Source organism: Nocardioides sp., from assembly GCF_036267815.1.
In the GTDB taxonomy this organism is placed as follows: Bacteria; Actinomycetota; Actinomycetes; order Propionibacteriales; family Nocardioidaceae; genus Nocardioides.
The window spans coordinates 1-23,776 of the sequence record NZ_DATAVI010000032.1 but is presented as its reverse complement, the minus strand read 5'-3'; the positions used below and the strand labels follow the sequence as shown (position 1 = coordinate 23,776).

The 23,776-nt window shown below is 71.7% G+C and carries 27 protein-coding genes and 3 pseudogenes; 19 read left to right on the top strand and 11 right to left on the bottom strand.

Annotated elements, in window-relative coordinates; genetic code table 11:
* From fusA to VHW64_RS05110, 5 genes and pseudogenes are all read left to right on the top strand, one after another.
* A pseudogene (gene fusA, locus VHW64_RS05130) lies at window positions 1-725 on the top strand (elongation factor G); the annotation flags it as partial.
* Between the two features lie 99 nt (window positions 726-824).
* Entirely contained in the window at window positions 825-2,018 is a 1,194-nt protein-coding gene (tuf, locus tag VHW64_RS05125) for an elongation factor Tu (protein ID WP_329649436.1), read from the top strand.
* Window positions 2,019-2,677: 659 nt separating this feature from the next.
* Window positions 2,678-4,636 (top strand): translation factor GTPase family protein, encoded by a 1,959-nt coding sequence (locus VHW64_RS05120; protein WP_329649435.1) that lies wholly within the window; start codon window positions 2,678-2,680, stop codon window positions 4,634-4,636.
* A gap of 4 nt (window positions 4,637-4,640) precedes the next feature.
* A complete protein-coding gene (locus VHW64_RS05115) occupies window positions 4,641-5,237 on the top strand; it encodes a mismatch-specific DNA-glycosylase (protein ID WP_329649434.1) in 597 nt (198 codons plus the stop codon).
* Window positions 5,234-5,614, top strand: coding sequence for a DUF3224 domain-containing protein (locus VHW64_RS05110; protein ID WP_329649433.1), 381 nt, complete (start codon window positions 5,234-5,236; stop codon window positions 5,612-5,614). Before VHW64_RS05115 ends, VHW64_RS05110 begins: the two co-directional genes overlap by 4 nt.
* A gap of 6 nt (window positions 5,615-5,620) precedes the next feature.
* Here the strand turns inward: VHW64_RS05110 and VHW64_RS05105 are convergent, their stop codons facing one another.
* Window positions 5,621-6,331, bottom strand: coding sequence for a tetratricopeptide repeat protein (locus VHW64_RS05105; RefSeq protein WP_329649432.1), 711 nt, complete (start codon window positions 6,329-6,331; stop codon window positions 5,621-5,623).
* A 49-nt stretch (window positions 6,332-6,380) separates the two neighbouring features.
* On the opposite strand from VHW64_RS05105, the gene trmB reads away from it, so the two are divergent.
* Window positions 6,381-7,118 carry a tRNA (guanosine(46)-N7)-methyltransferase TrmB gene (gene trmB / locus VHW64_RS05100; protein ID WP_329649431.1) on the top strand — a complete coding sequence of 246 codons (738 nt, stop codon included), beginning with the start codon at window positions 6,381-6,383 and terminating at the stop codon, window positions 7,116-7,118.
* A gap of 13 nt (window positions 7,119-7,131) precedes the next feature.
* Here the strand turns inward: trmB and VHW64_RS05095 are convergent, their stop codons facing one another.
* A complete protein-coding gene (locus VHW64_RS05095) occupies window positions 7,132-7,530 on the bottom strand; it encodes a hypothetical protein (protein ID WP_329649430.1) in 399 nt (132 codons plus the stop codon).
* 242 nt (window positions 7,531-7,772) lie between these two features.
* Between VHW64_RS05095 and VHW64_RS05090 the strand changes: the two genes are divergently transcribed.
* Window positions 7,773-8,135, top strand: a complete 363-nt coding sequence (locus VHW64_RS05090) for a DUF4190 domain-containing protein (RefSeq protein WP_329649429.1) — start codon at window positions 7,773-7,775, stop codon at window positions 8,133-8,135.
* 7 nt (window positions 8,136-8,142) lie between these two features.
* Here the strand turns inward: VHW64_RS05090 and VHW64_RS05085 are convergent, their stop codons facing one another.
* The 4 genes and pseudogenes from VHW64_RS05085 to VHW64_RS05070 form a co-directional block, all read right to left on the bottom strand.
* Window positions 8,143-9,486 carry a transaminase gene (locus VHW64_RS05085; RefSeq protein WP_329649428.1) on the bottom strand — a complete coding sequence of 448 codons (1,344 nt, stop codon included), beginning with the start codon at window positions 9,484-9,486 and terminating at the stop codon, window positions 8,143-8,145.
* A gap of 154 nt (window positions 9,487-9,640) precedes the next feature.
* Window positions 9,641-9,904 (bottom strand): annotated as a pseudogene (locus tag VHW64_RS05080) (VOC family protein); the annotation flags it as partial.
* A 252-nt stretch (window positions 9,905-10,156) separates the two neighbouring features.
* Complete coding sequence (locus VHW64_RS05075) at window positions 10,157-10,396, bottom strand: AraC family transcriptional regulator (protein WP_329649427.1); 240 nt, start codon at window positions 10,394-10,396, stop codon at window positions 10,157-10,159.
* On the bottom strand, window positions 10,393-11,199 hold the full coding sequence (locus VHW64_RS05070; RefSeq protein ID WP_329649426.1) for an RDD family protein: 807 nt from the start codon (window positions 11,197-11,199) through the stop codon (window positions 10,393-10,395). Before VHW64_RS05070 ends, VHW64_RS05075 begins: the two co-directional genes overlap by 4 nt.
* A gap of 24 nt (window positions 11,200-11,223) precedes the next feature.
* On the opposite strand from VHW64_RS05070, the gene VHW64_RS05065 reads away from it, so the two are divergent.
* On the top strand, window positions 11,224-12,219 hold the full coding sequence (locus tag VHW64_RS05065) for a stage II sporulation protein M (protein ID WP_329649425.1): 996 nt from the start codon (window positions 11,224-11,226) through the stop codon (window positions 12,217-12,219).
* A gap of 40 nt (window positions 12,220-12,259) precedes the next feature.
* Here the strand turns inward: VHW64_RS05065 and VHW64_RS05060 are convergent, their stop codons facing one another.
* The 5 genes from VHW64_RS05060 to VHW64_RS05040 are packed head-to-tail and all read right to left on the bottom strand — an operon-like array spanning window position 12,260 to window position 17,420.
* A complete protein-coding gene (locus VHW64_RS05060) occupies window positions 12,260-13,552 on the bottom strand; it encodes a DUF58 domain-containing protein (RefSeq protein WP_329649424.1) in 1,293 nt (430 codons plus the stop codon).
* A gap of 10 nt (window positions 13,553-13,562) precedes the next feature.
* The gene (locus VHW64_RS05055; RefSeq protein ID WP_329649423.1) at window positions 13,563-14,543 is read right to left on the bottom strand and encodes a MoxR family ATPase; all 981 of its coding nucleotides are present in this window, start codon (window positions 14,541-14,543) and stop codon (window positions 13,563-13,565) included.
* Window positions 14,540-15,631 carry a DUF4350 domain-containing protein gene (locus VHW64_RS05050; RefSeq protein ID WP_329649422.1) on the bottom strand — a complete coding sequence of 364 codons (1,092 nt, stop codon included), beginning with the start codon at window positions 15,629-15,631 and terminating at the stop codon, window positions 14,540-14,542. Before VHW64_RS05050 ends, VHW64_RS05055 begins: the two co-directional genes overlap by 4 nt.
* Before the next feature lie 8 nt (window positions 15,632-15,639).
* Window positions 15,640-16,245 carry a DUF4129 domain-containing protein gene (locus VHW64_RS05045; RefSeq protein ID WP_329649421.1) on the bottom strand — a complete coding sequence of 202 codons (606 nt, stop codon included), beginning with the start codon at window positions 16,243-16,245 and terminating at the stop codon, window positions 15,640-15,642.
* A complete protein-coding gene (locus tag VHW64_RS05040; protein WP_329649420.1) occupies window positions 16,245-17,420 on the bottom strand; it encodes a hypothetical protein in 1,176 nt (391 codons plus the stop codon). Before VHW64_RS05040 ends, VHW64_RS05045 begins: the two co-directional genes overlap by 1 nt.
* A 449-nt stretch (window positions 17,421-17,869) precedes the next feature.
* Between VHW64_RS05040 and rpsJ the strand changes: the two genes are divergently transcribed.
* From rpsJ to rpsQ, 11 genes and pseudogenes are all read left to right on the top strand, one after another.
* The gene (gene rpsJ / locus VHW64_RS05035; RefSeq protein ID WP_219961136.1) at window positions 17,870-18,178 is read left to right on the top strand and encodes a 30S ribosomal protein S10; all 309 of its coding nucleotides are present in this window, start codon (window positions 17,870-17,872) and stop codon (window positions 18,176-18,178) included.
* Between the two features lie 9 nt (window positions 18,179-18,187).
* Window positions 18,188-18,850 (top strand): 50S ribosomal protein L3, encoded by a 663-nt coding sequence (rplC, locus tag VHW64_RS05030; RefSeq protein ID WP_329649419.1) that lies wholly within the window; start codon window positions 18,188-18,190, stop codon window positions 18,848-18,850.
* Window positions 18,851-18,852: 2 nt separating this feature from the next.
* A complete protein-coding gene (gene rplD / locus VHW64_RS05025; protein WP_329649418.1) occupies window positions 18,853-19,893 on the top strand; it encodes a 50S ribosomal protein L4 in 1,041 nt (346 codons plus the stop codon).
* Window positions 19,890-20,195, top strand: coding sequence for a 50S ribosomal protein L23 (gene rplW / locus VHW64_RS05020; protein ID WP_329649417.1), 306 nt, complete (start codon window positions 19,890-19,892; stop codon window positions 20,193-20,195). The genes rplD and rplW overlap by 4 nt, the downstream gene beginning before the upstream one ends.
* A gap of 23 nt (window positions 20,196-20,218) precedes the next feature.
* Complete coding sequence (rplB, locus tag VHW64_RS05015; RefSeq protein ID WP_329649416.1) at window positions 20,219-21,055, top strand: 50S ribosomal protein L2; 837 nt, start codon at window positions 20,219-20,221, stop codon at window positions 21,053-21,055.
* Window positions 21,056-21,067: 12 nt separating this feature from the next.
* Window positions 21,068-21,349, top strand: coding sequence for a 30S ribosomal protein S19 (gene rpsS / locus VHW64_RS05010; protein WP_329649415.1), 282 nt, complete (start codon window positions 21,068-21,070; stop codon window positions 21,347-21,349).
* A 28-nt stretch (window positions 21,350-21,377) separates the two neighbouring features.
* Window positions 21,378-21,842 carry a 50S ribosomal protein L22 gene (rplV, locus tag VHW64_RS05005; protein ID WP_329649414.1) on the top strand — a complete coding sequence of 155 codons (465 nt, stop codon included), beginning with the start codon at window positions 21,378-21,380 and terminating at the stop codon, window positions 21,840-21,842.
* Window positions 21,842-22,687, top strand: coding sequence for a 30S ribosomal protein S3 (gene rpsC / locus VHW64_RS05000; protein ID WP_329649413.1), 846 nt, complete (start codon window positions 21,842-21,844; stop codon window positions 22,685-22,687). Before rplV ends, rpsC begins: the two co-directional genes overlap by 1 nt.
* 3 nt (window positions 22,688-22,690) lie before the next feature.
* Window positions 22,691-23,110: a 50S ribosomal protein L16 gene (gene rplP / locus VHW64_RS04995; protein ID WP_329649412.1), complete on the top strand. Its 420-nt coding sequence runs from the start codon at window positions 22,691-22,693 to the stop codon at window positions 23,108-23,110.
* Window positions 23,110-23,319: pseudogene (gene rpmC / locus VHW64_RS04990) on the top strand (50S ribosomal protein L29); the annotation flags it as partial. The gene rplP and the pseudogene rpmC, both read left to right, overlap by 1 nt.
* Window positions 23,320-23,450: 131 nt before the next feature.
* The gene (gene rpsQ, locus VHW64_RS04985; RefSeq protein WP_329649411.1) at window positions 23,451-23,726 is read left to right on the top strand and encodes a 30S ribosomal protein S17; all 276 of its coding nucleotides are present in this window, start codon (window positions 23,451-23,453) and stop codon (window positions 23,724-23,726) included.
* Window positions 23,727-23,776: the final 50 nt, after the last annotated feature.

Genomic DNA, 23,776 nt, shown 5'->3' with positions numbered 1-23,776 from the left:
AGATCCTCGTCGACCGGATGAAGCGCGAGTTCAACGTCGAGGCGACCGTCGGCAAGCCGCAGGTCGCCTACCGCGAGACGCTCCGCAAGGAGATCGTCAACCACGGCTACACCCACAAGAAGCAGACGGGTGGCTCGGGCCAGTTCGCCAAGGTCGTCATCTCGCTCGGCCCCAACGTCGACCCCGAGACCGGTCAGGGTGCCGGCTACGAGTTCGTGAACAACGTCTCCGGTGGTCGCATCCCGCGCGAGTACATCCCGTCGGTCGACCAGGGCGGCCAGGACGCCATGGAGTTCGGCGGACTCGCCGGCTACCCGATGGTCGACGTGAGGTTCACGCTCGAGGACGGCGCCTACCACGACGTCGACTCCTCCGAGCTGGCCTTCAAGATCGCCGGCAACCAGGCGTTCAAGGAGGCCGCGCGGATGGCCAAGCCCGTTCTCCTGGAGCCGATGTTCGCCGTCGAGGTGATCACCCCCGACACCTTCCTGGGCACGGTCATCGGCGACATCAACAGCCGTCGCGGTCAGATCCAGTCGCAGGAGGAGCGTCACGGTGACATGGTCATCAACGCACTCGTGCCACTGTCGGAGATGTTCGGGTACGTCGGAGACCTGAGGTCCAAGACCTCCGGCCAGGCGTCGTACTCGATGGAGTTCGACTCGTACGCCGAGGTCCCATCGGGCATCGCAGACGAGATCGTCAAGAAGGTTCGCGGCGAGTAGTCGCCAACGGGTGCCCCCGCCCATGCGGGGGCATTTGGCCGGACGTCGGCATTGCAGCAGAATCAACGAGTCAAGTGACAACAACAGGAGGAGCCCACAGTGGCTAAGGCGAAGTTCGAGCGGACCAAGCCGCACGTCAACATCGGCACGATCGGTCACATCGACCACGGCAAGACGACCTTGACCGCGGCGATCACGAAGGTCCTGCACGACCAGCACCCCGACCTCAACCCCTTCTACGCCTTCGACGAGATCGACAAGGCGCCTGAGGAGCGGCAGCGCGGCATCACCATCTCGATCGCGCACGTCGAGTACCAGACCGAGGCGCGGCACTACGCACACGTCGACTGCCCCGGTCACGCCGACTACATCAAGAACATGATCACCGGCGCGGCGCAGATGGACGGCGCGATCCTCGTGGTCGCCGCCACCGACGGCCCGATGCCGCAGACGCGTGAGCACGTGCTGCTCGCCCGTCAGGTCGGCGTGCCCGCGATCGTGGTCGCGCTGAACAAGTGCGACATGGTCGACGACGAGGAGCTCATCGAGCTCGTCGAGATGGAGGTCCGTGAGCTCCTCTCCGAGTACGAGTTCCCGGGCGACGACATCCCCGTGGTCAAGGTCGCGGCCTTCCCGGCGCTCAACGGCGATGAGAAGTGGGGTGCCACCGTCAGCGAGCTCATGGACGCCGTGGACTCCTACATCCCGACCCCCGAGCGGGACACCGAGAAGCCGTTCCTGATGCCCGTCGAGGACGTCTTCACCATCACCGGCCGCGGCACGGTCATCACCGGCCGCATCGAGCGCGGGATCGTGAAGATCAACGAGGAGGTCGAGATCATCGGCATCCGCGACACCTCGCAGAAGTCGACGGTCACCGGCGTCGAGATGTTCCGCAAGCTGCTCGACGAGGGCCAGGCCGGTGAGAACGTCGGTCTGCTGCTGCGCGGCACCAAGCGTGAGGACGTCGAGCGCGGGATGGTCGTGATCAAGCCCGGCACGACCACGCCCCACACCAACTTCGACGCCAGCGTCTACATCCTGTCGAAGGAGGAGGGCGGCCGGCACACGCCGTTCTTCAACAACTACCGCCCGCAGTTCTACTTCCGGACCACGGACGTGACCGGCGTGGTGACCCTCCCCGAGGGCACCGAGATGGTCATGCCGGGCGACAACACCGAGATGGCGGTGGAGCTCATCCAGCCGATCGCCATGGAGGAGGGCCTGCGCTTCGCCATCCGCGAGGGCGGCCGCACCGTCGGCGCCGGCCGGGTCACCAAGATCAGCAAGTGACCCTCGCCTGACCCGGTTGCGTCAGCAGCCACCAGCACGGCACCTCAGCACGGCCCCGGACCGCAAGGTCCGGGGCCGTTTCTGTTGTGGGCTTGGCTCGGGTGGGTCGCTGCGCTGCTTGCCAAATCCCCCGCTGAAGCGGGGGATTTGGCACTTCCTGGCCGTTGCAACCCCCAAGAAGTGCCAACAGAGGCCAGGAAGTCCGACCGATGTCATCAGGGTGGGCTCGGTGGGGTGGGCACGAAGGGAGTCGGGCCGGGTGCCGGAGCCAGACGGGCGCCGCGAGGTCACCGGGGGAGCGGCGTTGGTGGCCAGGCGTAGCCGCCGTACATCCACCGCAGCACCATCAGCAGCGGCGCCGACCGGCCCGTCACCGCCCGACTCGCCCAGGCCGACGGTCTCGGTCGGCTCGGTGATGGTGAAGGCGAAGAGCAGGTCGAGGAACAGCTCCAGCGAGGTGACCAGCGCGGCCACCGGCAGGGAGCCGCTGTGGCGACGTGGCGGCATGCCGGGCTCCTACGGAAACCCGTGGAACGACGCGCCGGTACGCCGTACCGTGGGGCCGAGCCGGAGGTCCCGGTCACGCACCCCCCGAGGAGGCACCGAGATGCGAGCAGCGCACGCTCCCGCCCGTTTCCGCCTCCGCGAAGGGACCCTGCGTGCGCACGCAACCTCGCTCTCTCAACCTGGGCATCCTCGCCCACGTCGACGCCGGTAAGACCACTCTCACCGAGCGGCTCCTGCACCTCGCGGGGGTCATCGACGAGCCGGGGTCGGTCGACTCCGGCACCACCCAGACCGACACCTTGGCGCTCGAGCGCCGACGGGGCATCACGATCAAGTCCGCGGTCGTCGGGCTCATCCTCGGCGAGACCGCGGTGAACCTCGTCGACACTCCCGGCCACCCGGACTTCATCGCCGAGGTCGAGCGCGTCCTGGGCGTGCTCGACGGTGCCGTGCTGGTGCTGTCCGCGGTCGAGGGCGTCCAGCCGCAGACGCGGATCCTGATGCGAGCGCTACGGCGCCTCGGCGTCCCCACGCTCCTCTTCGTCAACAAGATCGACCGTGTGGGGGCAGACCTCGACGCCGTCCTGCGGTCGATCCGGACGCGGCTCACCGCCGACGTGCTGCCGATGGGCACCGCCGCCGGGCTCGGGTCGCGGGCGGCGACGTTCACGTCGTACCGGCCTGACGACGAGGCGTTCCGCGAGCGTGAGACGGTGGCACTCGCCGAGCACGACGACTCCCTGCTCGCGGCCTACGTCGACGGCCGCACGCGTACGCCGGAGCAGCTGCTCGCCGAAGCCTCGGCACAGACGCGGGCCGGCGTCCTGCATCCGGTCTTCGCCGGGTCGGCGGCCACCGGGGCCGGGGTGCCCGAGCTGATGCTCGGCATCTCGGCGCTCCTGCCCACCTCGGTCACGAGCGTCTCGGGCGAGCCGTCTGGACGCGTGTTCAAGGTCGAGCGGGGCGTCGCCGGCGAGAAGATCGCCTACGTCCGGATGTTCACCGGCTCGGTCGGCGCCCGGCAGCGGCTCCTGCTGCCGGGTGGGCGGGTCGGCAAGGTGGCCGGCGTCGAGCTCTTCGAGGCCGGCCGATGGGTCCGTACGAGCCAGGCCGGCGCCGGACAGATCGCCCGGCTCCAGGGCCTGGCAGCCGTCCGGGTCGGCGACGACCTCGGGGTCGCTCGCACGGTCCTCGACCATCACTTCGCGCCCCCCACGCTGGAGGCGTCGGTGTCCGCGGCACGACCCGAGCAGGGCCCCGCGCTCCGGGCCGCGCTCGCGTCCCTCGCCGACCAGGATCCCCTGATCGACGCGAGGAGCGACGACGACGGCCAGGTCGTGGTGTCGCTGTACGGCCGGGTCCAGCAGGAGGTCCTCGCGGCCACGCTCGCCGAGCAGCACGGCGTCGAGGCGGTGTTCTCCGACGCCAGCGTGGTGCACGTGGAGCGGCCGCGCCGCGTCGGCAGGGCCCTGGAGCGGTACAACACGTCGTCCAACCCGCACCACGCGACGCTAGGTCTGCGGATCGCCCCGGGACTCCCCGGCTCCGGTCTCCGCTTCGACCTCGAGGTGGTCGGGACCCAGATGCCGTTGTTCCTCTACCGGAGCCCCGAGGGGTTCGCCTCGGTCATGCAGCGACACGTGGCCCATACGCTCGCGCACGGTCTGTTCGGCTGGGAGGTGACCGACTGCCGTGTCACGGTGACCGAGATCGGCTACACCCTCGCCGACGGTCCGCCGTCGAAGCGCGGTCCCATGCCGACTGCGCACGACTTCCGGAGGCTGGTGCCGCTGGTCGTGCGCCAGGCCCTGACGCGAGCCGGGGTCCGGGTGTGCGAGCCGATCCTCCTGGTCACCCTCGAGATTCCCACGGACTCGGCGAACGGCGTGCAGCGGGTCGTGACCCGCTGGGGTGCCGAGCTGCTCGACCAGCGCTCGGCCGGTGACCTGACCAGGATCGGGGTGCGCATGCCCGCGGCCAGACTGCACGAGCTTCAGCGCCAGCTCCCCGATCTCACCGGCGGCGAGGGCGTGCTCGAGTCGGGCTTCGACAGCTACGCCCCGGTCTCCGGGCGCCCGCCCGTCCGCCGGGGGTACGCCGTGAAAGGCTGAGCCCATGGCGCGGTACACCCGGGCGGAGCTGGAGTCCTATCGCGGAGCGGAGCTGCCCGACCTCGTACGTCCCGGGGTGCGGCTGGTCTTCGTCGGGATCAACCCCGGACTCAGGACCGCCGCCACCCAGATCCACTTCGGCAACCCCGGCAACCGCTTCCGGCCCGCCCTCGTCGCCGCGGGGCTGCTCGACCCGCCGGCCGACGGCAGGGCGGGGATGACCGAGGCCGACCTCGAGACGCTGCTGACGCGCCACGTGGGCATCACCAACCTCGTGCCCTTCGCGACCGCGCGGGCGGACGAGCTCACCGCCGACCAGCTGCGCGGGGGCCGAGTCCGCCTCGAGCGGTTCGTCGGGGTGCACCGGCCGCGCGTGGTGGCGGTGCTCGGGATCACGGCGTACCGCTCGGCGTTCGGATGCCGAGGCGCCGCGCCCGGTCGTCAGCCCGAGGGCCTCGATGGCGCCGACCTCTGGGTCGTGCCCAACCCGAGCGGCCTGAACGCCCACGAGTCGACCGCCTCGCTCGCCGCGGCGTACGCCGAGCCGGCACGGGCCGCGGGCATCGCATTGTCGGAGCGCCCTGACATGCTCGGCTCATGAGTGGGATGGCGAGGGGCACGTTCGAGGTCACGATCACTCCTGAGACGGGTGATGAGGCGATCGGCCGCTTCGCCCTGGCCAAGACCTGGTCCGGAGACCTGTCCGGCACGAGTCGCGGCCACATGCTGTCGGCGGGCGACCCCGCCGGTGGTCGCGCCGGCTACGTCGCCTTGGAGGTCGTGGAAGGCGTGCTCGACGGGCACGCGGGGGCCTTTGCTCTCCAGCAGCTCGGGGTGATGCACGACGGCGACCAACGCCTCGACTACCTCGTCGTGCCCGGCTCGGGCACCGATGCGCTGGCCGGCATCGCCGGATCCCTCGAGCTGACGATCGACGAGGGCGCCCATACCTACGAGCTGAGCTACTCCCTGCCGTAGCCGTGTCTAGTCGGCGAGCAGGGCGAGCTCCTCGTCGACGTACTCGTCACCGTGTCCGCCGGCGTCGAGCTCACGCTTCAACGCCAGCTGGATCGCGCGCGCCTCGTCGCGGCGTCCCAGGTTGCGGTAGGTCCAGCCGATCATCCATTGCGCGACCCGGATGCCGCCGGGGTCGCCGATGCGCTCGCGAGCGGCCAGGGCCCGCTCGAACGCCGTCAGCGCGGCCTCGAAGTCGCCGGCGCCCGCGTACGTCATCCCGATGTTGTTGAGCAGGGAGGCGTCCCAGTCGCGGGCCCGGGGGTCGGTGGCAGCGCGGGCGACCGCCAAGGCGGCCTCGTTCAGCGCGAGCTGCTCCTCGGGTGGAGCCGCCAGGGCCACCATGTGCCTGGCGTCGACCTCCAACGCCTCGAGCCCGGCGCCCTGGGCCACCGCCACGGCGCTCTCGAAGTGCGGTCGGGACTCCTCGGCGCGGCCCGACGAGTGCAGCACCCGGCCGCGCTCGAGGGCGAGGTACGTCGCGGCCTCGGGTGCCCCCGCGTGGAGTCGGTCGAGCACCTTGGTCGCCTCGTCGTACCTCTCCAGCAGCCCGAGGGCGCGGGCGTACTGCGTGAGCCAGGAGGTCCGGTCGGGCTCCGAGGCACCCTCGGCGGCGTCCAGGAACCGCTCGCCGGAGGCGCTGGCATCGTCGAAGTCCCACAGCTCGCGGGGGTCGATCACGCCGCGACCCTAGTACGTCGCACCGGTCGTGACCGGGGACAATGGCCCGATGGTCCCGGAGCAGCGCCCGACGCCCCCCGCGCGGCCTCACCTCACCTTCACCGACGACGGTCGGCGGATGCGCGAGGTGCTCAGCTACTCCCGGCGCGGAAGCCGGTTCACCCCGCGCCAGCAGGCCGCGTGGGACGCCCACCACGACGCGTGGGTCATCCCCGACGACGCGCTCGACGACCCCGGGTTCGGCCTTGCCGACTGGTTCGGCCGGCGGGCGCCCCTGGTCGTCGAGATCGGCTCGGGCGTGGGGGAGGCCACCGGCGTGCTGGCCGCGGCCCGCCCCGACGACGACGTCCTCGCCCTCGAGGTCTGGCGGCCCGGCGTCGCCTCGGCACTGGCGGAGGTGTCGGCAGCGGGCGCGGACAACGTCCGCTTCTGCTCGGTCGACGCCGTCTGGATGCTCGAGAGCCACATCGCGGAGGGGAGTCTGGCCGAGCTCTGGACGTTCTTCCCCGATCCCTGGCCGAAGACGCGCCATCACAAGCGCCGCCTGGTGTCGGCGAGCTTCGTCGCGCTCGCGGCCTCGCGCCTCGCCCCCGCAGCGCGGTGGCGGCTGGCCACCGACTGGACCGGCTACGCCGAGGAGATGGCAGCCCTGCTCGGCGCCGAGCCGCTGCTCGCCGGCGGGGTGGTGCCGCGCTGGGAGGAGCGGCCGGTCACGAAGTTCGAGCGCAAGGGCCTGGCGGCCGGACGGACGATCACCGACCTGTGCTTCACCCGCCTGCCGGCCTAGTCGCGTCACTTCCCTAGGACAGGTCCACCCCTGCACGCGCCAGCTCGGCCTCGGTCCGCAGCCGCTCGCTCTCGCGCTCGAGCGGGTCGGTGAGGCGACTCAGCTCGGTGGGGACCTCCAGGGCGCGGCACGCGTCCAGCAGTACGTCGTCGTACGCCGCGACGATCGCCACCCGCCGGGCCATCGGCATCCCCGGCTCCGACCGGAGTGCCTGCGGCCGGATCCGGCGGAGGTCGGCAGCGATCCGCTCGATCGGCATGCCCGGCGGCATCGCCGCGGTGGTCGCCGGTGAGCGCGGGTGCCTGGGGTGGCTGACCACGACCCCGGTGGCGTGGGCAAGCACCCAGACCCCGGCCACCATCGCCACCATGATCAGGATCAGGTAGAAGACACCAACGGCCACTCCGGCCATGCCACGACGGTAGGTCGGCGCGCGGGCCCGGGCAAGAGACGAGGCCCCGGACCATGCCTCCCCTCCGATCTTCCGGTCGCTGCTTGCCAAATCCCCCGCTGAAGCGGGGGATTTGGCACTTCCTGGCCGTTGCAACCCCCAAGAAGTGCCAACAGAGGCCAGGAAGTCCAGCCGGTGCACGGGCTCGATGGAGGGACCGGCGCAGCCTCTGATGCAGTCGCCGGCCTGCCACAATGCCCGCCATGACGACACAGCCGCCGCCTGGGCAGGATCCGCCGGGCTCCGGTCCGCCGGGCTTCGGTCAGGGCTACGGCGGCTACCGTCCCCCGCCGCCCAACCACCCGCAGGCGACGACGGTGCTCGTGCTCGGAGTTCTCGGCATCGTGGTGTGCGGCTTGGTCGGCCCGTTCGCGTGGGGGATCGGCAACACCGTCGTCCGCGAGATCGACTCCTCGGGCGGTCGTTGGGGTGGACGCACCGAGGCCTGCGTCGGACGCATCCTCGGCATCGTCTCCACCGCGCTGCTGGTCTTGTCGCTGGGGTTCCTGCTCGTGGTGGTCCTCTTCGGCGGCGCGATCTTCTCGAGCTTCTTCCTCACGCGCTGAGGGCCGCTCAGCCCACGAGCGCGGCCACCGCCTCACCGAACACCGCGGTGTGCAGGTCGACGTCGTCCGTGCTGTGCTGCGGCGAGAACAGCGCCATGTTGTGGAACGGCGTGAGCAGCACGCCGCGGTTCAGCGCCAACAGGTGTAACAGTCCCTCCAGCTCCTCGTCGACGGCGGCAGCGGCCTCGGCGCCGTTGCGTGGCGGCGGGCAGAACCAGTACTCGGCCCGACACCCCAGGCGCTGGACGGTCCACGGCAGGCCGTGCTCGGCGATGACCGAGGCGACCCCGTCGGTGAACCGCTCCGCCAGCGGGACCGCCAGGGCGAAGTCCTCCTCGCGCAGGGACGACGAGAGCGCCGCACGTGCCGCCGCGAGGGCCAGCGCGTTGGCGGTCAGGGTGCCGCCGACGCCGGCGACGTCGATCTCGTGACCCAGCATCGGCTCTCGCAGCCGGTCGGCGACCTCAGCGGTCATGCCGTAGGCCGCCAACGGCACTCCTCCCGCGATCGGCTTTCCGACCACGAGCAGGTCCGGCTCCAGACCCCACGCGGACGTCGCCCCACCCGGGCCGGCGCACAGGGTGTGGGTCTCGTCGATCACGAGCAGGACGCCGTGTCGGCGGGTGATCTCGCGGATGCCGGCGAGGTAGCCGTCCTCGGGCAGCACGATGCCGATGTTGGTCAGGGCCGGTTCCATGAGCAGACACGCCACGTCGCCCGCCGCCAGTCGGCGCTCAGCCGCCTCGAGGTCGTTGAACGGCAGGACCGCGGTCGTCTGGGCTACGTCGACGGGTGCGCCGAGCAGCCCCGGCCTCGGGACGACGCGGTCGCCGTCGAGGGTGGCGAAGGCCTCGTCGACGGTGCCGTGGTAGCACCAGTCCATCACCGCGACCCGCGGCCGCCCGGTGAGGTGGCGGGCGAAGCGGAGCACGAAGCGGTTCGCATCTGTCGCGGTCATCGCGAACTGCCACTGCGGGAGGCCGAACCTGCGCGCCAGCTCCTGGGCGACCCAGATCGCGTCGTCGGTGGGCAGCATCGTCGTGATGCCCTGCCTCGCCCGCCGCGCCACCGCGTCGGCGACCGCGGGCAGGGCATGGCCGGTCATCGCGCCGGTGTCACCGAGGCAGAGGTCGACGTACTCGAGGCCGTCGACGTCGACCAGCCGCGCTCCGGACGCCGACTCGAGGAAGACCGGGAACGAGCCGGCCCAGCGGGTCATCCACGGCATCGGGACGCCGGCCAGCAGCGACTCGCCCGCCTCCTCGGCGAGCGCCTGCGACTTCGGATGCGTCTCGACGAAGCGGCGCTCCTCGTCGGCTCGGAGTACGGCGATGCGCTCGCGATCGATCATGGTCGGCAATGTATTCGCCTGGCGACTCACGTGTGTGCGTCGCCGTGGCTGAGCTTCTGCTCCACCAGGACCAGCCAGTTGCCGGAGTTGTCCCGGCACAGGGCCCGACGCCGTACGGACGGTCCGACGGAGGCTGGATGAACTCCACGCCCTTGGCCACCAGCTCGTCATAGGTCGCCTGGCAGTCGTCGACGTTGAGCCCCGGCCCGGGCGTGCCACCGTCGTCCTCGGCACGCCGGATGGCCTCCTGGAGCTCGGGGGAGAGCGGGGGGCCGGGCGTGGTCAGGTGGACGGCCAGCTCCGGCTGTTGCGGATGCACCACCGTGCACCAGCGGTCGTCGCCCATGGTCACGTCGTCGGCCGCCCTGAAGCCGAGGACGTCGGTGTAGAAGCGCAGAGACTCGTCGATGTCCTTCACGAAGACGCTGACGATGGCGATGTTGGAGATCACGGGCCCACGCTAGGGCCGCTCGTCGGCCGGCCGCTTCTCCTCGCTTGCGGACCGCTCGGCCAGGCCCCACATGAAGACGAAGCACCCGGGGATGTGCGGCGCACCGCCCGGCGTAGCGCTGCTGGGACTCGCGCGGCGACTCGCCCACGATCCGCCGGAAGCTGCTGCTGAACGAGCCCAGGCTGGAGAAGCCGACGGCGTGGCACACCTCCGTGACGGTCAGGTTGGTGCCCGCAGCAGGTCCTGGGCGCGCTCGATCCGGCGCTCCGACAGGTACGCGGCCGGAGTACGGCCGTACGTCGCGGCGAAGAGGCGGTGGAAGTGGAACTCGCTCAGCCCGGCGACGCGGGCCAGTGCGGCCAGGTCCAGCGGCTCGGCGTAGTGGCGGTCGGCGTGGTCGCGCGCGCGGCGCAGGTGCACGAGGACGTCGCCGGGCGCCCGCAGATGCCGTTCGCTCACCGACGAGCCAGGCGCGCGCGGAGCGCGCTGTCGCGGCGTAGCCGGTCGAGGTCTCGATCACGTCGTGCGGCCGACATCGCGGCGAGGAAGTCCCACGACGTCGTCCCTGGTGGGGGAGGTGGCGCGACGTAGGCCGACATCCGGTCGGCCAGCATCGCCCCGATCCGGTCACGCGACGCCGGGTCGAGGGTCGGCAACCGGGTGAGGAACTGGCGGGTCGCCAGCGTCAGCCCCACGGGCGGCGTACGGAGGTCGGCGCGTTCGGCCCACCCGGCCAGGACCGGCGGCATCGGCACCGGTGGCGGGAGCCGGAGGGCCATCCGGTCCCGTACGACGTAGGTGCCCGCGGCGTAGTCGCCGAGCCGCTTGCCGCGCGAGCTGACCAGACAGCTGAAGAACGCCGGCCCGCCGCTGAGGACGTAGATCTCCGGGATCGCGACCATCGCCCGCACGAACGCCTGCTGCGCGGTGACCGTCCCGCCGTCGTCGCGGACCACCCGCAGCCCCAGCGCCAGCTTGCCGGGGGAGCGGCCGCGAGTCAGGGTCTCCATCGCCGTCGGGTACACCAGGAACACCGCCATCAGCGAGCAGACCAGGGCGACGTGCTGCAACGCCCCGTCGGCATGGCTGGTTGCCACGAGAGCGGCGAAGAGGACGGCGAACGCGAGCGCGCCGAGCGCGACGATGTCGATGAGGCCGGACAGGATGCGGATGCCCACCGAGGCCGCCGGCAGGTCGAGCGCGACGGCCTCGCCCGTGACGAGATCGTCGGGCGTGAGCATCGCGAACTCCGGTGCGGACATCGGCTCGAGTTTAGGCTCGGTCTCGTGGACCTGGACGCGTTCGTGCTCGCGAACCACGCGGAGTGGCAGCGGCTCGACGCGCTCGCGCGGCAGCGCCGTCTCGACGGCCGCGAGAGCGACGAGCTGGTCGAGCGGTACCAGCGTGTGGCCACCCACCTGTCGATGGTGCGTACGACGTCCCCCGACGCGACCGTGGTCACCTACCTGTCGCTGCTGCTGAGCCGGGCCAGGAACCGCGCGGGCCGCGCCCGGGGGAGCACCTGGGACGGCGTTCGCTCGTTCGTGGTGGAGAGGTTCCCGGCCGCGCTGTACCGCCTGCGGTGGTGGTGGCTCGGGACTCTCGCCGGCAACGTCGTGGCGACCGCGGTCATGATGGTGTGGCTGCTCCACCACCCCGACGTCGAGCAGACCATGCTCTCCCCGCGTCAGGTCGACCAGCTGGTCAACCACGACTTCTCGGGCTACTACAGCCAGTACGCCGCCTCGCACTTCGCCGCGGAGGTCTGGACCAACAACGTCTGGGTCTCCGCTCTCTGCCTGTCGCTCGGCGTGCTCGGGGTGCCTGTCCTCTACCTGCTGTTCCAGAACATCGCGAACCTGGCCGTGATCGGCTCGATCATGACCCGGCACGGGCACGCGGCGCAGTTCTGGGGCCTGATCCTCCCGCACGGCATGCTGGAGCTGACCGCGGTGTTCGTCGCCGGCGGGGTCGGGCTGCGGCTCTTCTGGGCGTGGGTGGAGCCCGGCGACCTGACGCGCGCGCAGTCCTTCGCCCGCGAGGGCCGGACGGCGGCCACCGTCGCCGTCGGCCTGGCCGGGGTGCTCGCCGTCAGCGGGTGCATCGAGGCCTTCGTCACGCCGTCCTCGCTGCCGACCTGGGGGCGGATCGCGATCGGCGTGCTCGCCGAGGCGACGTTCCTGGCCTACGTCTTCGTGCTCGGCCGCCGGGCGTTCCTGCTCGGCCACACCGGCGACGTCGACCCGCTGCTCCTCGACGACCGCGCCATCACCCAGGCCTGAGCTCGCTCGTTGAGTCGGCCCGGAGGGCCAACTCAACGGGTCAGAGGAGGCCGCGGGCCTTGAGCGCGAGGTAGTGGTCGGCCAGGGCCGGTGGCAGCGCGTCGGCGGAGACGTCGAGCACGGTGACGCCGAGGGTCTCGAGCAGCTCCGCGGTCGACCCTCGCCGCGCCAGCGCCTGCTCGGCCGCGGCCGCGGCGTACACCTCGTCGAGCCCGGAGCGCGCCTGGGTGAGCCGCTCGAGCTCGGGGTCGCGCACGGAGGCCACGACCACGCGGTGGTGCGAGACCAGGACCGGCAGCACGGGCAGCAGGCCCTCCTCCACCGCCGACGGCTCCAGCGGGGTCAGCAGGACGACGAGGGCTCGCTGCCGTCCCAGCGACTGGACGGCTCCGGCCAGGGCGGTCCAGTCGGCCTCGGCGATCTCGGGTGTCAGCCGAGCCAGGGCGTCCTCGAGGCGGCTCACGGCGTCGCGCGCCCCGGCCAGCCGCAGCCGGGTGCGGACCCGATGGTCGCCCGCGACGAGGTCCACGCGGTCACCCGCCCGCGCTGCCAGGGCGGTGAGCAGCAGGGCAGCCTCCATCGCCGAGTCGAGCCGCGGGACGTCCTCGACCCGGGCGGCCGAGACCCGGGAGGTGTCCAGGACCAGCACCACCCGGCGATCGCGCTCGGGCTGCCAGGTCCGGACCACCACGCTGCGGTTGCGAGCGGAGGCCCGCCAGTCGATCGAGCGGACGTCGTCTCCGGCGACGTACTCGCGCAGTGAGTCGAACTCCGTGCCCTGGCCCCGCACCCGCACCGCCGAGCGGCCGTCGAGCTCGCGAAGCCGGGCCAGGCGGCTCGGCAGGTGCTTGCGCGACTCGAACGGCGGGACGGCGCGGATCGAGCCGGGCGCCTCGCGGGTCTGCTGGCGTGCCGCGAGCCCGAGCGGTCCGTGGCTGCGCAGCGTGATCCCCTCCGCCGCGAGCAGGCCGCGCCGGGTCGGGTGCAGGGGTGTGAGGAGCAGAGCGCGCTCACCGGCCGCCAGCCGGAGTCGGTGTCGGTTGCCGCGCGCACCGGCGGACGGCTGCCACGCGTCACGCACCACCAGCGAGACCCGACGCGACCCGGTGTTCTCCACCGCGACGCTGCTCGACGCCTCGTGGCCCGCGCGCACCCGCCCGGCCGGCAGCCGCTCGGCCGACACCCTGCGAGGGGCGGGGGCGAGCAGGAGGTCGAGCCCGACCAGGGCCGCCACCGCGAGCAGCCACAGGGCGAGCGTCGAGAGCGCCGGGCGCGCCAGGACCGCCAGCAGCCCCAGGAGCAGCAGCGGCGGCACGCGTCCGGTGATCGACATCGTCGGTCTCTCAGCGGGGGACCGGCACCGAGGCCATCGCGGAGCCGAGCACGGCGTCCACCTCGACGCCCTCCAGCTCGGCCTCGGGCCGCAGCGACAGGCGATGCGCAAGGGTGGCGCGGGCCAGCGCCTTCACGTCGTCCGGCGTGACGAAGTCGCGACCCGAGAGCCATGCCCAGGCGCGCGAGGTGCGCATCAGCGCCACCGCACCGCGCGGGCTGGCACCCAGCCCGAGGGACGGCGCCTGGCGCGTCGCGCGTGCGACGTCCACGACGTAGCCGGCGACCTCGGGCGAGACCTGTACCTCACGTACGCCGCGCCGGCCGGCCTCGATGTCCGCGGGGCCGGCCACGGGGCTGACGCCGGAGGCGACGACGTCCTGAGGGTCGAAGCCGGTGGCGTGACGGCGCACGATCTCCAGCTCCTCTCCGCGCTCCGGCAGGGGGAGTACCACCTTGAGCAGGAACCGGTCGAGCTGTGCCTCCGGGAGCGGGTAGGTGCCCTCGTACTCGACGGGGTTCTGGGTGGCCGCGACCAGGAAGGGGCGGGGCAGGGCGTGGCTGACGCCGTCCACGCTGACCTGGCCCTCCTCCATCGCCTCCAGCAGGGCCGACTGGGTCTTGGGTGGTGTCCGGTTGACCTCGTCGGCCAGCAGCAGGTTGGTGAAGACCGGGCCCTCGCGAAACGACAGCTCGCCGCGATGGCTGTCGATCACCATCGACCCGGTGATGTCTCCCGGCATCAGGTCGGGGGTGAACTGCACGCGCCTGGTCTGCACCGACAGGGCCGCTGCCAGGCTGCGCACCAGCAGTGTCTTGGCCACCCCCGGCACGCCCTCCATGAGTACGTGGCCGCCGCACAGCAGCGCGACCAGCAGCCCGGACACGGCGGCGTCCTGCCCGACGACAGCCTTGCCCACCTCGGCGCGGATGGCGCCGAGTCGCTCGCGCGGGTCGCGACCTGCGTCGCTCGGGGGGATCGAAGTGGTCATCGGTGGGACACCTCTCTGTCGAGCTCGCTCAGGTGCTGGGCCAGGGCGGCCAGCTCCCGGTCGTCGTGGGGTGGACGGGCGGTGGGGCCGATCAGGGCGTCGACCTCGGCGGTCGTCCGGCCGGCGCGCGCCGCGACGTCCTCGACCAGCCGGGCCGGGTCGACTCGCCGTGGCAGGTGGAGGCGCTCGGCCAGCCGCCGCCGCGCCGCCGTGCGCAGCACCTGCGCGGCATGGTGGCGGTCACCCGAGCGACGGTAGAGGCGCCCGAGGTTGTGCGTCGTCTCGACGGCCTTCACCGTCACCGGCAGCGGCTCGCGCGCCAGCGGTCCCAGGCGCCGTCCACGCCAGGCGATCGTCGCCACGCCGACGACGAGCAGCAGCCAGAGTCCGGGCCCCAGCCAGTCGGGCAGGAGGCTGCCGACCGAGACGCTGTCGGCGCCGTTCAGGTCGGCCAGCGAGGGGACGTACCACACGAGCCGGTGCCGCTGTCCCAGCAGCCGCAGGGCCACCGCGGCGTTGTCGCCGTCGAGGACCTGGTCGTTGGTGAGGATCGCCGGTGCGCCAAGCAGGGTCAGGCGCGCCCGTGGCTGGGCCACCAGGACGCCGGCCGGAGAGCGGAAGCAGCCGGCCGTGCGATAGGCGTCGGCGGTGTCGACCCGTACCGACAGCCCGTCGTACGCCGCGCAGCCGGCGGCGATCGAGGTGCCCGGCTCGACGGTGGCGGGGAAGTCGCCGACGCCGAGCTCGGTCAGCAGCGCCGGCCCCGGAGACACGACCACGAGCCGAGCGGCCCCTTGGTCCTGGAGGAGCCGAGCGGTCGTGGAGTGCCCGAGGTCGCCGCTGGAGGTGACCACGATCGTGGTGGTGGCGTCCGTGGTGGCGTCGTCGAGCGCCCCGGCAGAGCGCACGACCTCGACGTCGACCCCCTGGGCGTCGAGCACCCGGGCCAGCGCCTGGGCGCCGTTGCCGTCGGGGTTGCCCGGGTCGAAGGCGGCCGCGTAGGTGACCTTGTCGCGGCCCAGCCAGGCCGACCCGACGACGGCGACCACGATCGCCGCGCCGACCAGGACGGCGACCCGGTGACGCACCAGCCACCTCATCGCGCACCGGCCAGGGCGTCGTCCAGGGCCAGGATGCCGGCGGCGTCCTCGACGGCGACCGGGTGGTGGCCGTACAGCGTCGCGTCGAACAGGTCCGCGCTGTGCCCGACCCCGGCGGCATGGTCGGGGTAGGTCGACGCGAGGTGCGCGGCCACCTCCCGCGCCGTCGCGCCGGGCTGGTCGGCCAGACGTCCGCGCTCCACCTGCCGCACCGCGAGCGCGCGGAAGGCGTCGGCGACGGCCTCCGGGAGGCGGCCCTGCGCGAACGCGGCCTCCGCGCGCGCCCGCAGCTCGCCGGCCGTGAGCCGCTGGTCGTCGAGCACCACGGCCGAGCGGACGCTGTCGCGGCGGTCGCGACGTATCCGGGTCAGGAGCAGCGCGAGCCCGACCGCGAGCGCCGCGACGACGAGCATCGTCACCAGCGTCGTGACCGCCGAGGTGCCCGAAGCGGCCCCGACGCCGCCCTCGAGACGCCGTAGCAGCCAGCCGAGCACGCGCTCCACCAGGTGCTGACGGTGGTACTCGCCGTGGAGCAGCTCGCGCTCGAGCAGGTGCCGTCCCTCCTCTCCGGAAGGACGCAGGGGCGGGCCGGGCGTGTGCATCAGGAGGGCAGGATCCCGGCCCGGCCCAGCAGCTCGACGTCGTAGGCCTCCTTGCGGATCCGCTGGTCGACGTACAGCAGCGCCGACACCGTCGCGGAGAACGGCTCCAGCAGCGCGGAGGACACGATCGTGCCCACCCCGGTGAGCAGGAGGTAGACCGCCAGGCCCGCGCCGGTGTTGTTCGAGCCGGTCAGGACGACCTGGCCCGCGATGGTGAACGGCGCGCGGAGAATCCCACCGGCGACCCCGACCACCAGCGTCACGAGGAGCAGTAGGCCCAGCAGCCGCCAGAACTGGTCACGAGTCAGGCGGACGGCGCGCCGCACCGCCCCGAAGACCCCGACCGGCTCGAGCATCAGCGCGGGTACGGCGAGTGCCCGCACGCGTACCCAGAACCACAGGTAGCCCACGACGAGCAGGACTCCCAGCAGGATCGCCAGCACCACGACGAGACCGATCGCCGGGTGGGCGGCGACCGCGAGCAGCACCACCGCGCCGACGACCAGGCCGGTCACCAGGAGCACGCCAAGACCCAGCAGCAGGGAGAGCCCCAGCAGGCGCCACCGCTTGCCTCGGGTCGCCGCCCAGGCCTCGGCCATCGTCAGCCTGCGGCCGACGGCGGCGGCGGAGGTCACGTGCGCGATCATCCCGGAGACGAACAGCAGGCCGATCGACTGGAGCTCGGTGCCGCCGAGCAGACCACCGAACGCCACGAACAGCCGCACGACCTGGGTGTCGGTCAGGGTGTCGGTCGTCGTCGGGCTGGTGAGCGATCCGGCCGAGCCGCTGGCGAGACCGACCACGACCGGCACGACCAGGGCGACAGCCGACACCAGCACCGCCGCACCGATGGTGGCGCGGGGGTTGTAGCGGATGATCTTGAACGCGCTGTCGAACAGGTCGCTGAGCACCAGCGGTCGCAGCGGCACCGCGCCCGGCTTGTGCGCGACGGGCAGGGTGGCGGGCGGGGGAGGCGGGTATCCGGGCGGCGTCGCACCGCCTGGGTAGGAGTAGTCGGCGTAGGGGTCGCGGCGATCGTCCACGCGCGGGTACGGCGCGGGGTTCCAGCCCGGCGGCGGAGCGGGTTGCTGCTGTCCCCAGCCGGAGCCCGCGGGCGGCCCCGTCGGCGGTCTGGGCGGCTGCCATCCGGGGGGCGGGGGCAGGTCCTGCGACACGGCCGCCTCCCCTCCTGGACTCAGACGCAGCCGCATCGGGCGCCGTTCGGCCATCCTGTCAAACAAGCGGCGCCCCGCACCGCGGAATCGCCCGGCCCGGCCGCTGAGGGGGCGACCGCCGCCTTCGGATTTTGCGGGTGCAGGGGTGATCTGTCAGGATTGTCCGGTTGCTCCGGCGGGTTGCCGGGGCGCGCCGTCCTTGACCTCTGAATCGCGTCTCTCGCTGGTTCGCTGTCGCAGTGCGTCGCGCCGCACCTGGAGACCCGATGGCTCGGCCCCCGTGGCCGGGCGCCCCACCAACACCATGCAGGTCCCTCCCCGAGGCAGATCTGTGTGCCGGGGCCCGCGACACGCCCGACCTCGGGGGTCGGACACCAGCGGTGCCTGAGCGCAAGACGACGACCGGCAGCACGAGCCACGCAGGACGACACGAAGGACGAGAGAGACCTATGGCGGGACAGAAGATCCGCATCAGGCTCAAGGCCTATGACCACGAGGTGATCGACACCTCGGCGCGGAAGATCGTGGACACGGTCACCCGTACGGGTGCCAAGGTCGCCGGCCCGGTGCCGCTGCCGACCGAGAAGAACGTGTACTGCGTGATCCGCTCGCCCCACAAGTACAAGGACTCGCGCGAGCACTTCGAGATGCGCACCCACAAGCGGCTGATCGACATCCTCGACCCCACGCCGAAGACCGTCGACTCCCTGATGCGCCTCGACCTGCCCGCCGGTGTCGACATCGAGATCAAGCTCTGAGGCCCGACGATGACAGTTGAGCGCACTGTGAAGGGGCTGCTGGGCACCAAGCTCGGCATGACCCAGATGTGGGACGAGAACAACCGCGTCGTCCCCGTGACCGTCGTCGCGGCCGGGACCAACGTGGTCACCCAGGTCCGCAAGCCCGAGAACGACGGCTACAACGCCATCCAGGTCGGCTTCGGCGAGATCGACTCCCGCAAGGTGACCAAGCCGGAGGCCGGCCAGTTCGCGAAGGCCGGGGTGACCCCGCGTCGCCACGTCGCGGAGATCCGCACGGCCGACGCCGGGTCCTACACCGTCGGCCAGGAGCTGCCCGCCGACACCTTCGCCGCCGGCGACGTCATCGACGTCACGGGCACCACGAAGGGCAAGGGCTTCGCGGGCGTCATGAAGCGACACGGCTTCCACGGGGTCGGCGCGTCGCACGGCGCCCACCGCAACCACCGCAAGCCGGGCTCGATCGGCGCCTGCGCGACTCCCGGTCGCGTCTTCAAGGGTGTCCGGATGGCCGGCCTGATGGGCCAGGCGACCGTGACCACCCAGAACGTCGTCGTCCACGCGGTCGACACCGAGAAGGGCCTGATCCTGCTCAAGGGCGCCGTTCCCGGCGCCAAGGGTGGTCTGGTCGTCCTCCGCACGGCCGCCAAGCTCGCGCAGAAGGGGGCCTGACCATGGCGACCACCACGAAGAAGGCTGCCGCCAAGCCCAGCTCGAAGTCCGCCGCTTCCGCAGCGTCGGTCGTCGAGGTGGACCTGCCGGCCGAGATCTTCGACGTCGAGGTCAACATCCCGCTGATCCACCAGGTCGTGGTGGCCCAGCAGGCTGCTGCCCGTCAGGGCACGCACTCGACCAAGACCCGCGGTGCCGTTCGCGGCGGCGGTCGCAAGCCGTACAAGCAGAAGGGCACCGGCCGCGCCCGCCAGGGCTCGACCCGGGCGCCGCAGTTCGCCGGCGGCGGTGTGGTGCACGGCCCGCAGCCGCGCAACTACGCCCAGCGCACGCCCAAGAAGATGGTCGCGGCCGCCCTGCGAGGCGCGCTGTCCGACCGGGCCCGTGACGGGCGGATCCATGTCGTGGAGTCGCTGGTGTCCAGCGACCTGCCGTCGACCAAGACCGCGCTGGCCGCGCTGCGCGGCGTGGTCACCGAACGCGCCGGGTTCCTGGTCGTCCTGGAGCGGTCCGACACGGTGACCTGGCTCTCGCTGCGCAACGCCGTCGAGGCCCACATCGTCGCCGTCGACCAGCTCAACACCTACGACGTGCTCGCCGCCGAGGACGTCGTGTTCACCCGCGGCGCCTACGAGGCGTTCGTCGGGGGCACCGCGTCGTCCAGCGACCGTCCCGCGGCGCTCGTGGCGGCCCCGGCTGCCGAGCCCGAGGCCCCCGAGGCCAAGGCCGAGAAGAAGTCCGAGAAGAAGGCCGAGCCCCAGCTCGACGAGCCGGCCGAGGCGACCGAGGTCGCCGAGGTGGCCGCGAAGCCGGTGCTTCCCAAGGGCGCCAAGGCGCCGCTGAAGAGCGGCGGCCCTCCCAAGGGCTACGAGGTCAAGGGCAACGCCGACTCGGGGCTGTACCACGAGCCCGACGGCCAGTGGTACGACCAGACCGAGGCGGAGTTCTACTTCAAGTCCGCCGAGGACGCCGAGGCGGCCGGCTTCGCCCGGGCCGGCGGCGGCTCTGCTGCCGACGCCGATGCTGAGGAGGGCGAGAAGTGAGCACCCTGCACAAGGACCACCGCGACATCCTGCTGGCACCGGTGGTGTCGGAGAAGAGCTACGGGCTCCTCGACGCCAACAAGTACACGTTCCTGGTGCGCCCCGACGCCAACAAGACCGAGATCAAGATCGCGGTCGAGAAGGTCTTCGGCGTCAAGGTCGTGTCGGTGAACACCATCAACCGCCAGGGCAAGACCCGTCGCACCCGCACCGGGCTCGGCAAGCGCAAGGACACCAAGCGCGCCATCGTCAGCCTGGCCGAGGGCCACCGCATCGACATCTTCGGAGGTCCGGTCTCCTGACCGGGCTTGAGAGGTAACCAGACATGGCCATCCGCAAGTACAAGCCGACCACCCCGGGCCGTCGTGGCTCCTCGGTGGCCGACTTCGTCGAGATCACCCGGACCACGCCGGAGAAGTCGCTGACCCGTCCCCTGCCCAAGCGGGGCGGTCGCAACAACCAGGGCCGCATCACCACGCGCCACCAGGGTGGCGGTCACAAGCGCGCCTACCGGCTGATCGACTTCCGTCGCTACGACAAGGACGGCGTGCCGGCCAAGGTCGCCCACATCGAGTACGACCCCAACCGCACCGCGCGCATCGCACTGCTCCACTACCTGGACGGCGAGAAGCGCTACATCGTGGCGCCCAAGGACCTCCGCCAGGCCACGTTGCTGGAGTCGGGCCCGAACGCCGACATCAAGGTGGGCAACAACCTCCCCCTGCGCAACATCCCGGTCGGCACCACGATCCACTGCATCGAGCTGCGCCCCGGCGGCGGCGCGAAGATCGCCCGTTCCGCGGGCAACTCCGCGCAGCTGGTGGCCAAGGAGGGCTCGCGCGCGACGCTGCGCCTGCCCTCGGGCGAGATGCGCTTCGTCGACGTGCGCTGCCGCGCCACGGTTGGCGAGGTCGGCAACGCCGAGCAGTCGAACATCAACTGGGGCAAGGCCGGCCGGATGCGGTGGAAGGGCAAGCGCCCGACCGTCCGCGGTGTCGTCATGAACCCCGTCGACCACCCACACGGTGGCGGTGAGGGCAAGACCTCGGGTGGTCGCCACCCGGTCAGCCCGTGGGGCAAGCCCGAGGGGCGCACCCGTCGCAAGGGCAAGGCCAGCGACAAGCAGATCATCCGTCGTCGTCGTACCGGCAAGAAGCGCTGAGGAGTCTGACCAATGCCGCGCAGCCTGAAGAAGGGCCCTTTCGTCGACGGCCACCTGATGAAGAAGGTGGACGTCGAGAACGACAAGGGCTCGCACAACGTGATCAAGACCTGGTCGCGTCGCTCGATGATCGTCCCGGCCATGATCGGCCACACGATCGCCGTGCACGACGGACGCAAGCACGTGCCCGTCTTCGTGACCGACTCGATGGTCGGCCACAAGCTCGGGGAGTTCGCCCCGACCCGCACCTACCGCGGACACGTGAAGGACGACCGGAAGGGCCGCCGCCGCTGACGCGGCGATGGCAAGAGGAGACCTAGACATGCCTGTGACCGAGCGCCGGCGCTCCAGCGCCCGCCGTGAGTCGCTGCTCGGCGACCAGCCGGGTGCGTACGCGAGCGCGCGTTACCAGCGGATCACGCCGATGAAGGCCCGTCGCGTGACCCAGATGATCAACGGGCTGCCGGTCGACGACGCCCTGGCCCTGCTCCAGTTCGCCCCGCAGTCCGCCGCCCAGACGGTCTACAAGGTCCTGGAGAGTGCCATCGCCAACGCCGAGACCACCGAGGACCTCGAGCGGGCGACCCTGGTCGTCAGCAACTGCCAGGTCGACGAGGGTCCGACCATGAAGCGCTGGCGCCCCCGTGCGCAGGGCCGGGCCACCCGGATCCTCAAGCGCACCAGCCACATCACCCTCGTCGTGACCCCGCGGCCCGAGCCGGTCCAGAGGGCCGCGGGCGGCAAGAAGCAGGGCGAGCCCAAGAACCGGAAGAAGGGGAAGGCCTGATGGGCCAGAAGATCCATCCGAACGGCTTCCGCCTCGGCATCTCCACCGACCACAAGTCCCGGTGGTACGCCGACAAGCTGTACAAGTCCTACGTCGGCGAGGACGTCGCGATCCGCCGCCTGCTGTCCAAGGGCATGGAGCGCGCCGGCATCGCCAAGGTCGAGATCGAGCGCACCCGTGACCGGGTGCGGGTCGACATCCACACGGCCCGTCCCGGCATCGTGATCGGCCGCCGCGGCGCCGAGGCCGACCGCATCCGCGGCGACCTGGAGAAGCTGACCGGCAAGCAGGTCCAGCTCAACATCCTCGAGGTGAAGAACCCCGAGGTCGACGCCCAGCTCGTGGCGCAGGGCGTCGCCGAGCAGCTCAGCGGCCGCGTGCAGTTCCGCCGGGCCATGCGCAAGGCGATGCAGACCACGATGCGCTCGGGCGCCAAGGGCATCCGGATCCAGTGCTCGGGTCGCCTCAACGGCGCCGAGATGTCGCGCACGGAGTTCTACCGCGAGGGGCGCGTGCCCCTGCACACCCTGCGCGCCGACATCGACTACGGCTTCTACGAGGCCAAGACGACCTTCGGCCGGATCGGTGTGAAGGTCTGGATCTACAAGGGCGAGGTCGCGGGCACGCGCGCCGAGCGCCAGGCCCAGGCGGCGGCTCGCGCCGGCGTCCCCGGTCGCAGCGGCCGTCCTACCCGCGGCGGTGGCGGCGAGCGCCCCAGCCGGGGCACGCGTCCCACGCGCGCCGACCGCGGCGGTGCCGGCTCGGAGACCGCTCCGGCCGAGGCCGCTCCCGTTGCCGAGGCAGCGGCCCCCGAGGCCGCCTCGACCGCCGGAACGGAGGGCTGAGCCTTGTTGATGCCCCGTCGTCTCAAGCACCGCAAGCAGCACCACCCCACGCGGCGTGGCGCTGCCAAGGGCGGCACTCGACTGGCGTTCGGTGACTTCGGCATCCAGTCGCTGGAGGGCTCCTACGTCACCAACCGGCAGATCGAGTCCGCGCGTATCGCCATGACCCGGCACATCAAGCGTGGCGGCAAGGTGTGGATCAACATCTACCCCGACCGTCCGCTGACCAAGAAGCCCGCCGAGACCCGGATGGGGTCCGGCAAGGGCTCGCCTGAGTGGTGGATCGCCAACGTCAAGCCGGGCCGGGTGCTCTTCGAGCTCTCCGGCGTCGACGAGACCGTTGCCCGCGAGGCCATGCGCCGCGCGCAGCACAAGCTCCCGATGAAGACCCGCTTCATCTCCCGAGAGGCCGGTGAGTTCTGATGGCCAGCAGTGTGAAGGCACACGAGCTCGACGAGATGAACAGCACCGACCTCGAGGCTCGCCTGCGCGAGGCCAAGGAGGAGCTGTTCAACCTGCGCTTCCAGGCGGCCACCGGCCAGCTGGAGAGCCACGGCCGGCTCCGCACGGTCAAGAAGGACATCGCCCGGATCTACACGGTCGTGCGCGAGCGCGAGCTCGGCATCCGGTCGAACCCCGACGCGAGCGGCTCCACCGACGAGACCGCCGGCGAGAACGCCAGCGACAACGCCAGCGACAACGCCAGCGACAACGAGAGCGACAACGAGAGCGACAACGAGGCCCAGAAGGAGGGCGCTGACGCATGAGCGAGAACACAGCAGCTGCGACCCGCAAGCCCCGCAAGGTGCGGGAGGGCCTGGTCGTCAGCGACAAGATGGACAAGACCGTCGTGGTCGAGGTCGAGGACCGCGTCAAGCACGCGCTCTACGGCAAGGTCATGCGCCGTACGTCGCGGCTGAAGGCGCACGACGAGACCAACGACTGCGGTGTCGGCGACCGCGTCCGGCTGATGGAGACCCGACCGCTGTCGGCGACCAAGCGCTGGCGCGTCGTGACCATCGTGGAGCGTGCCAGGTGATCCAGCAGGAGTCCCGACTCAAGGTCGCCGACAACACCGGTGCGAAGGAA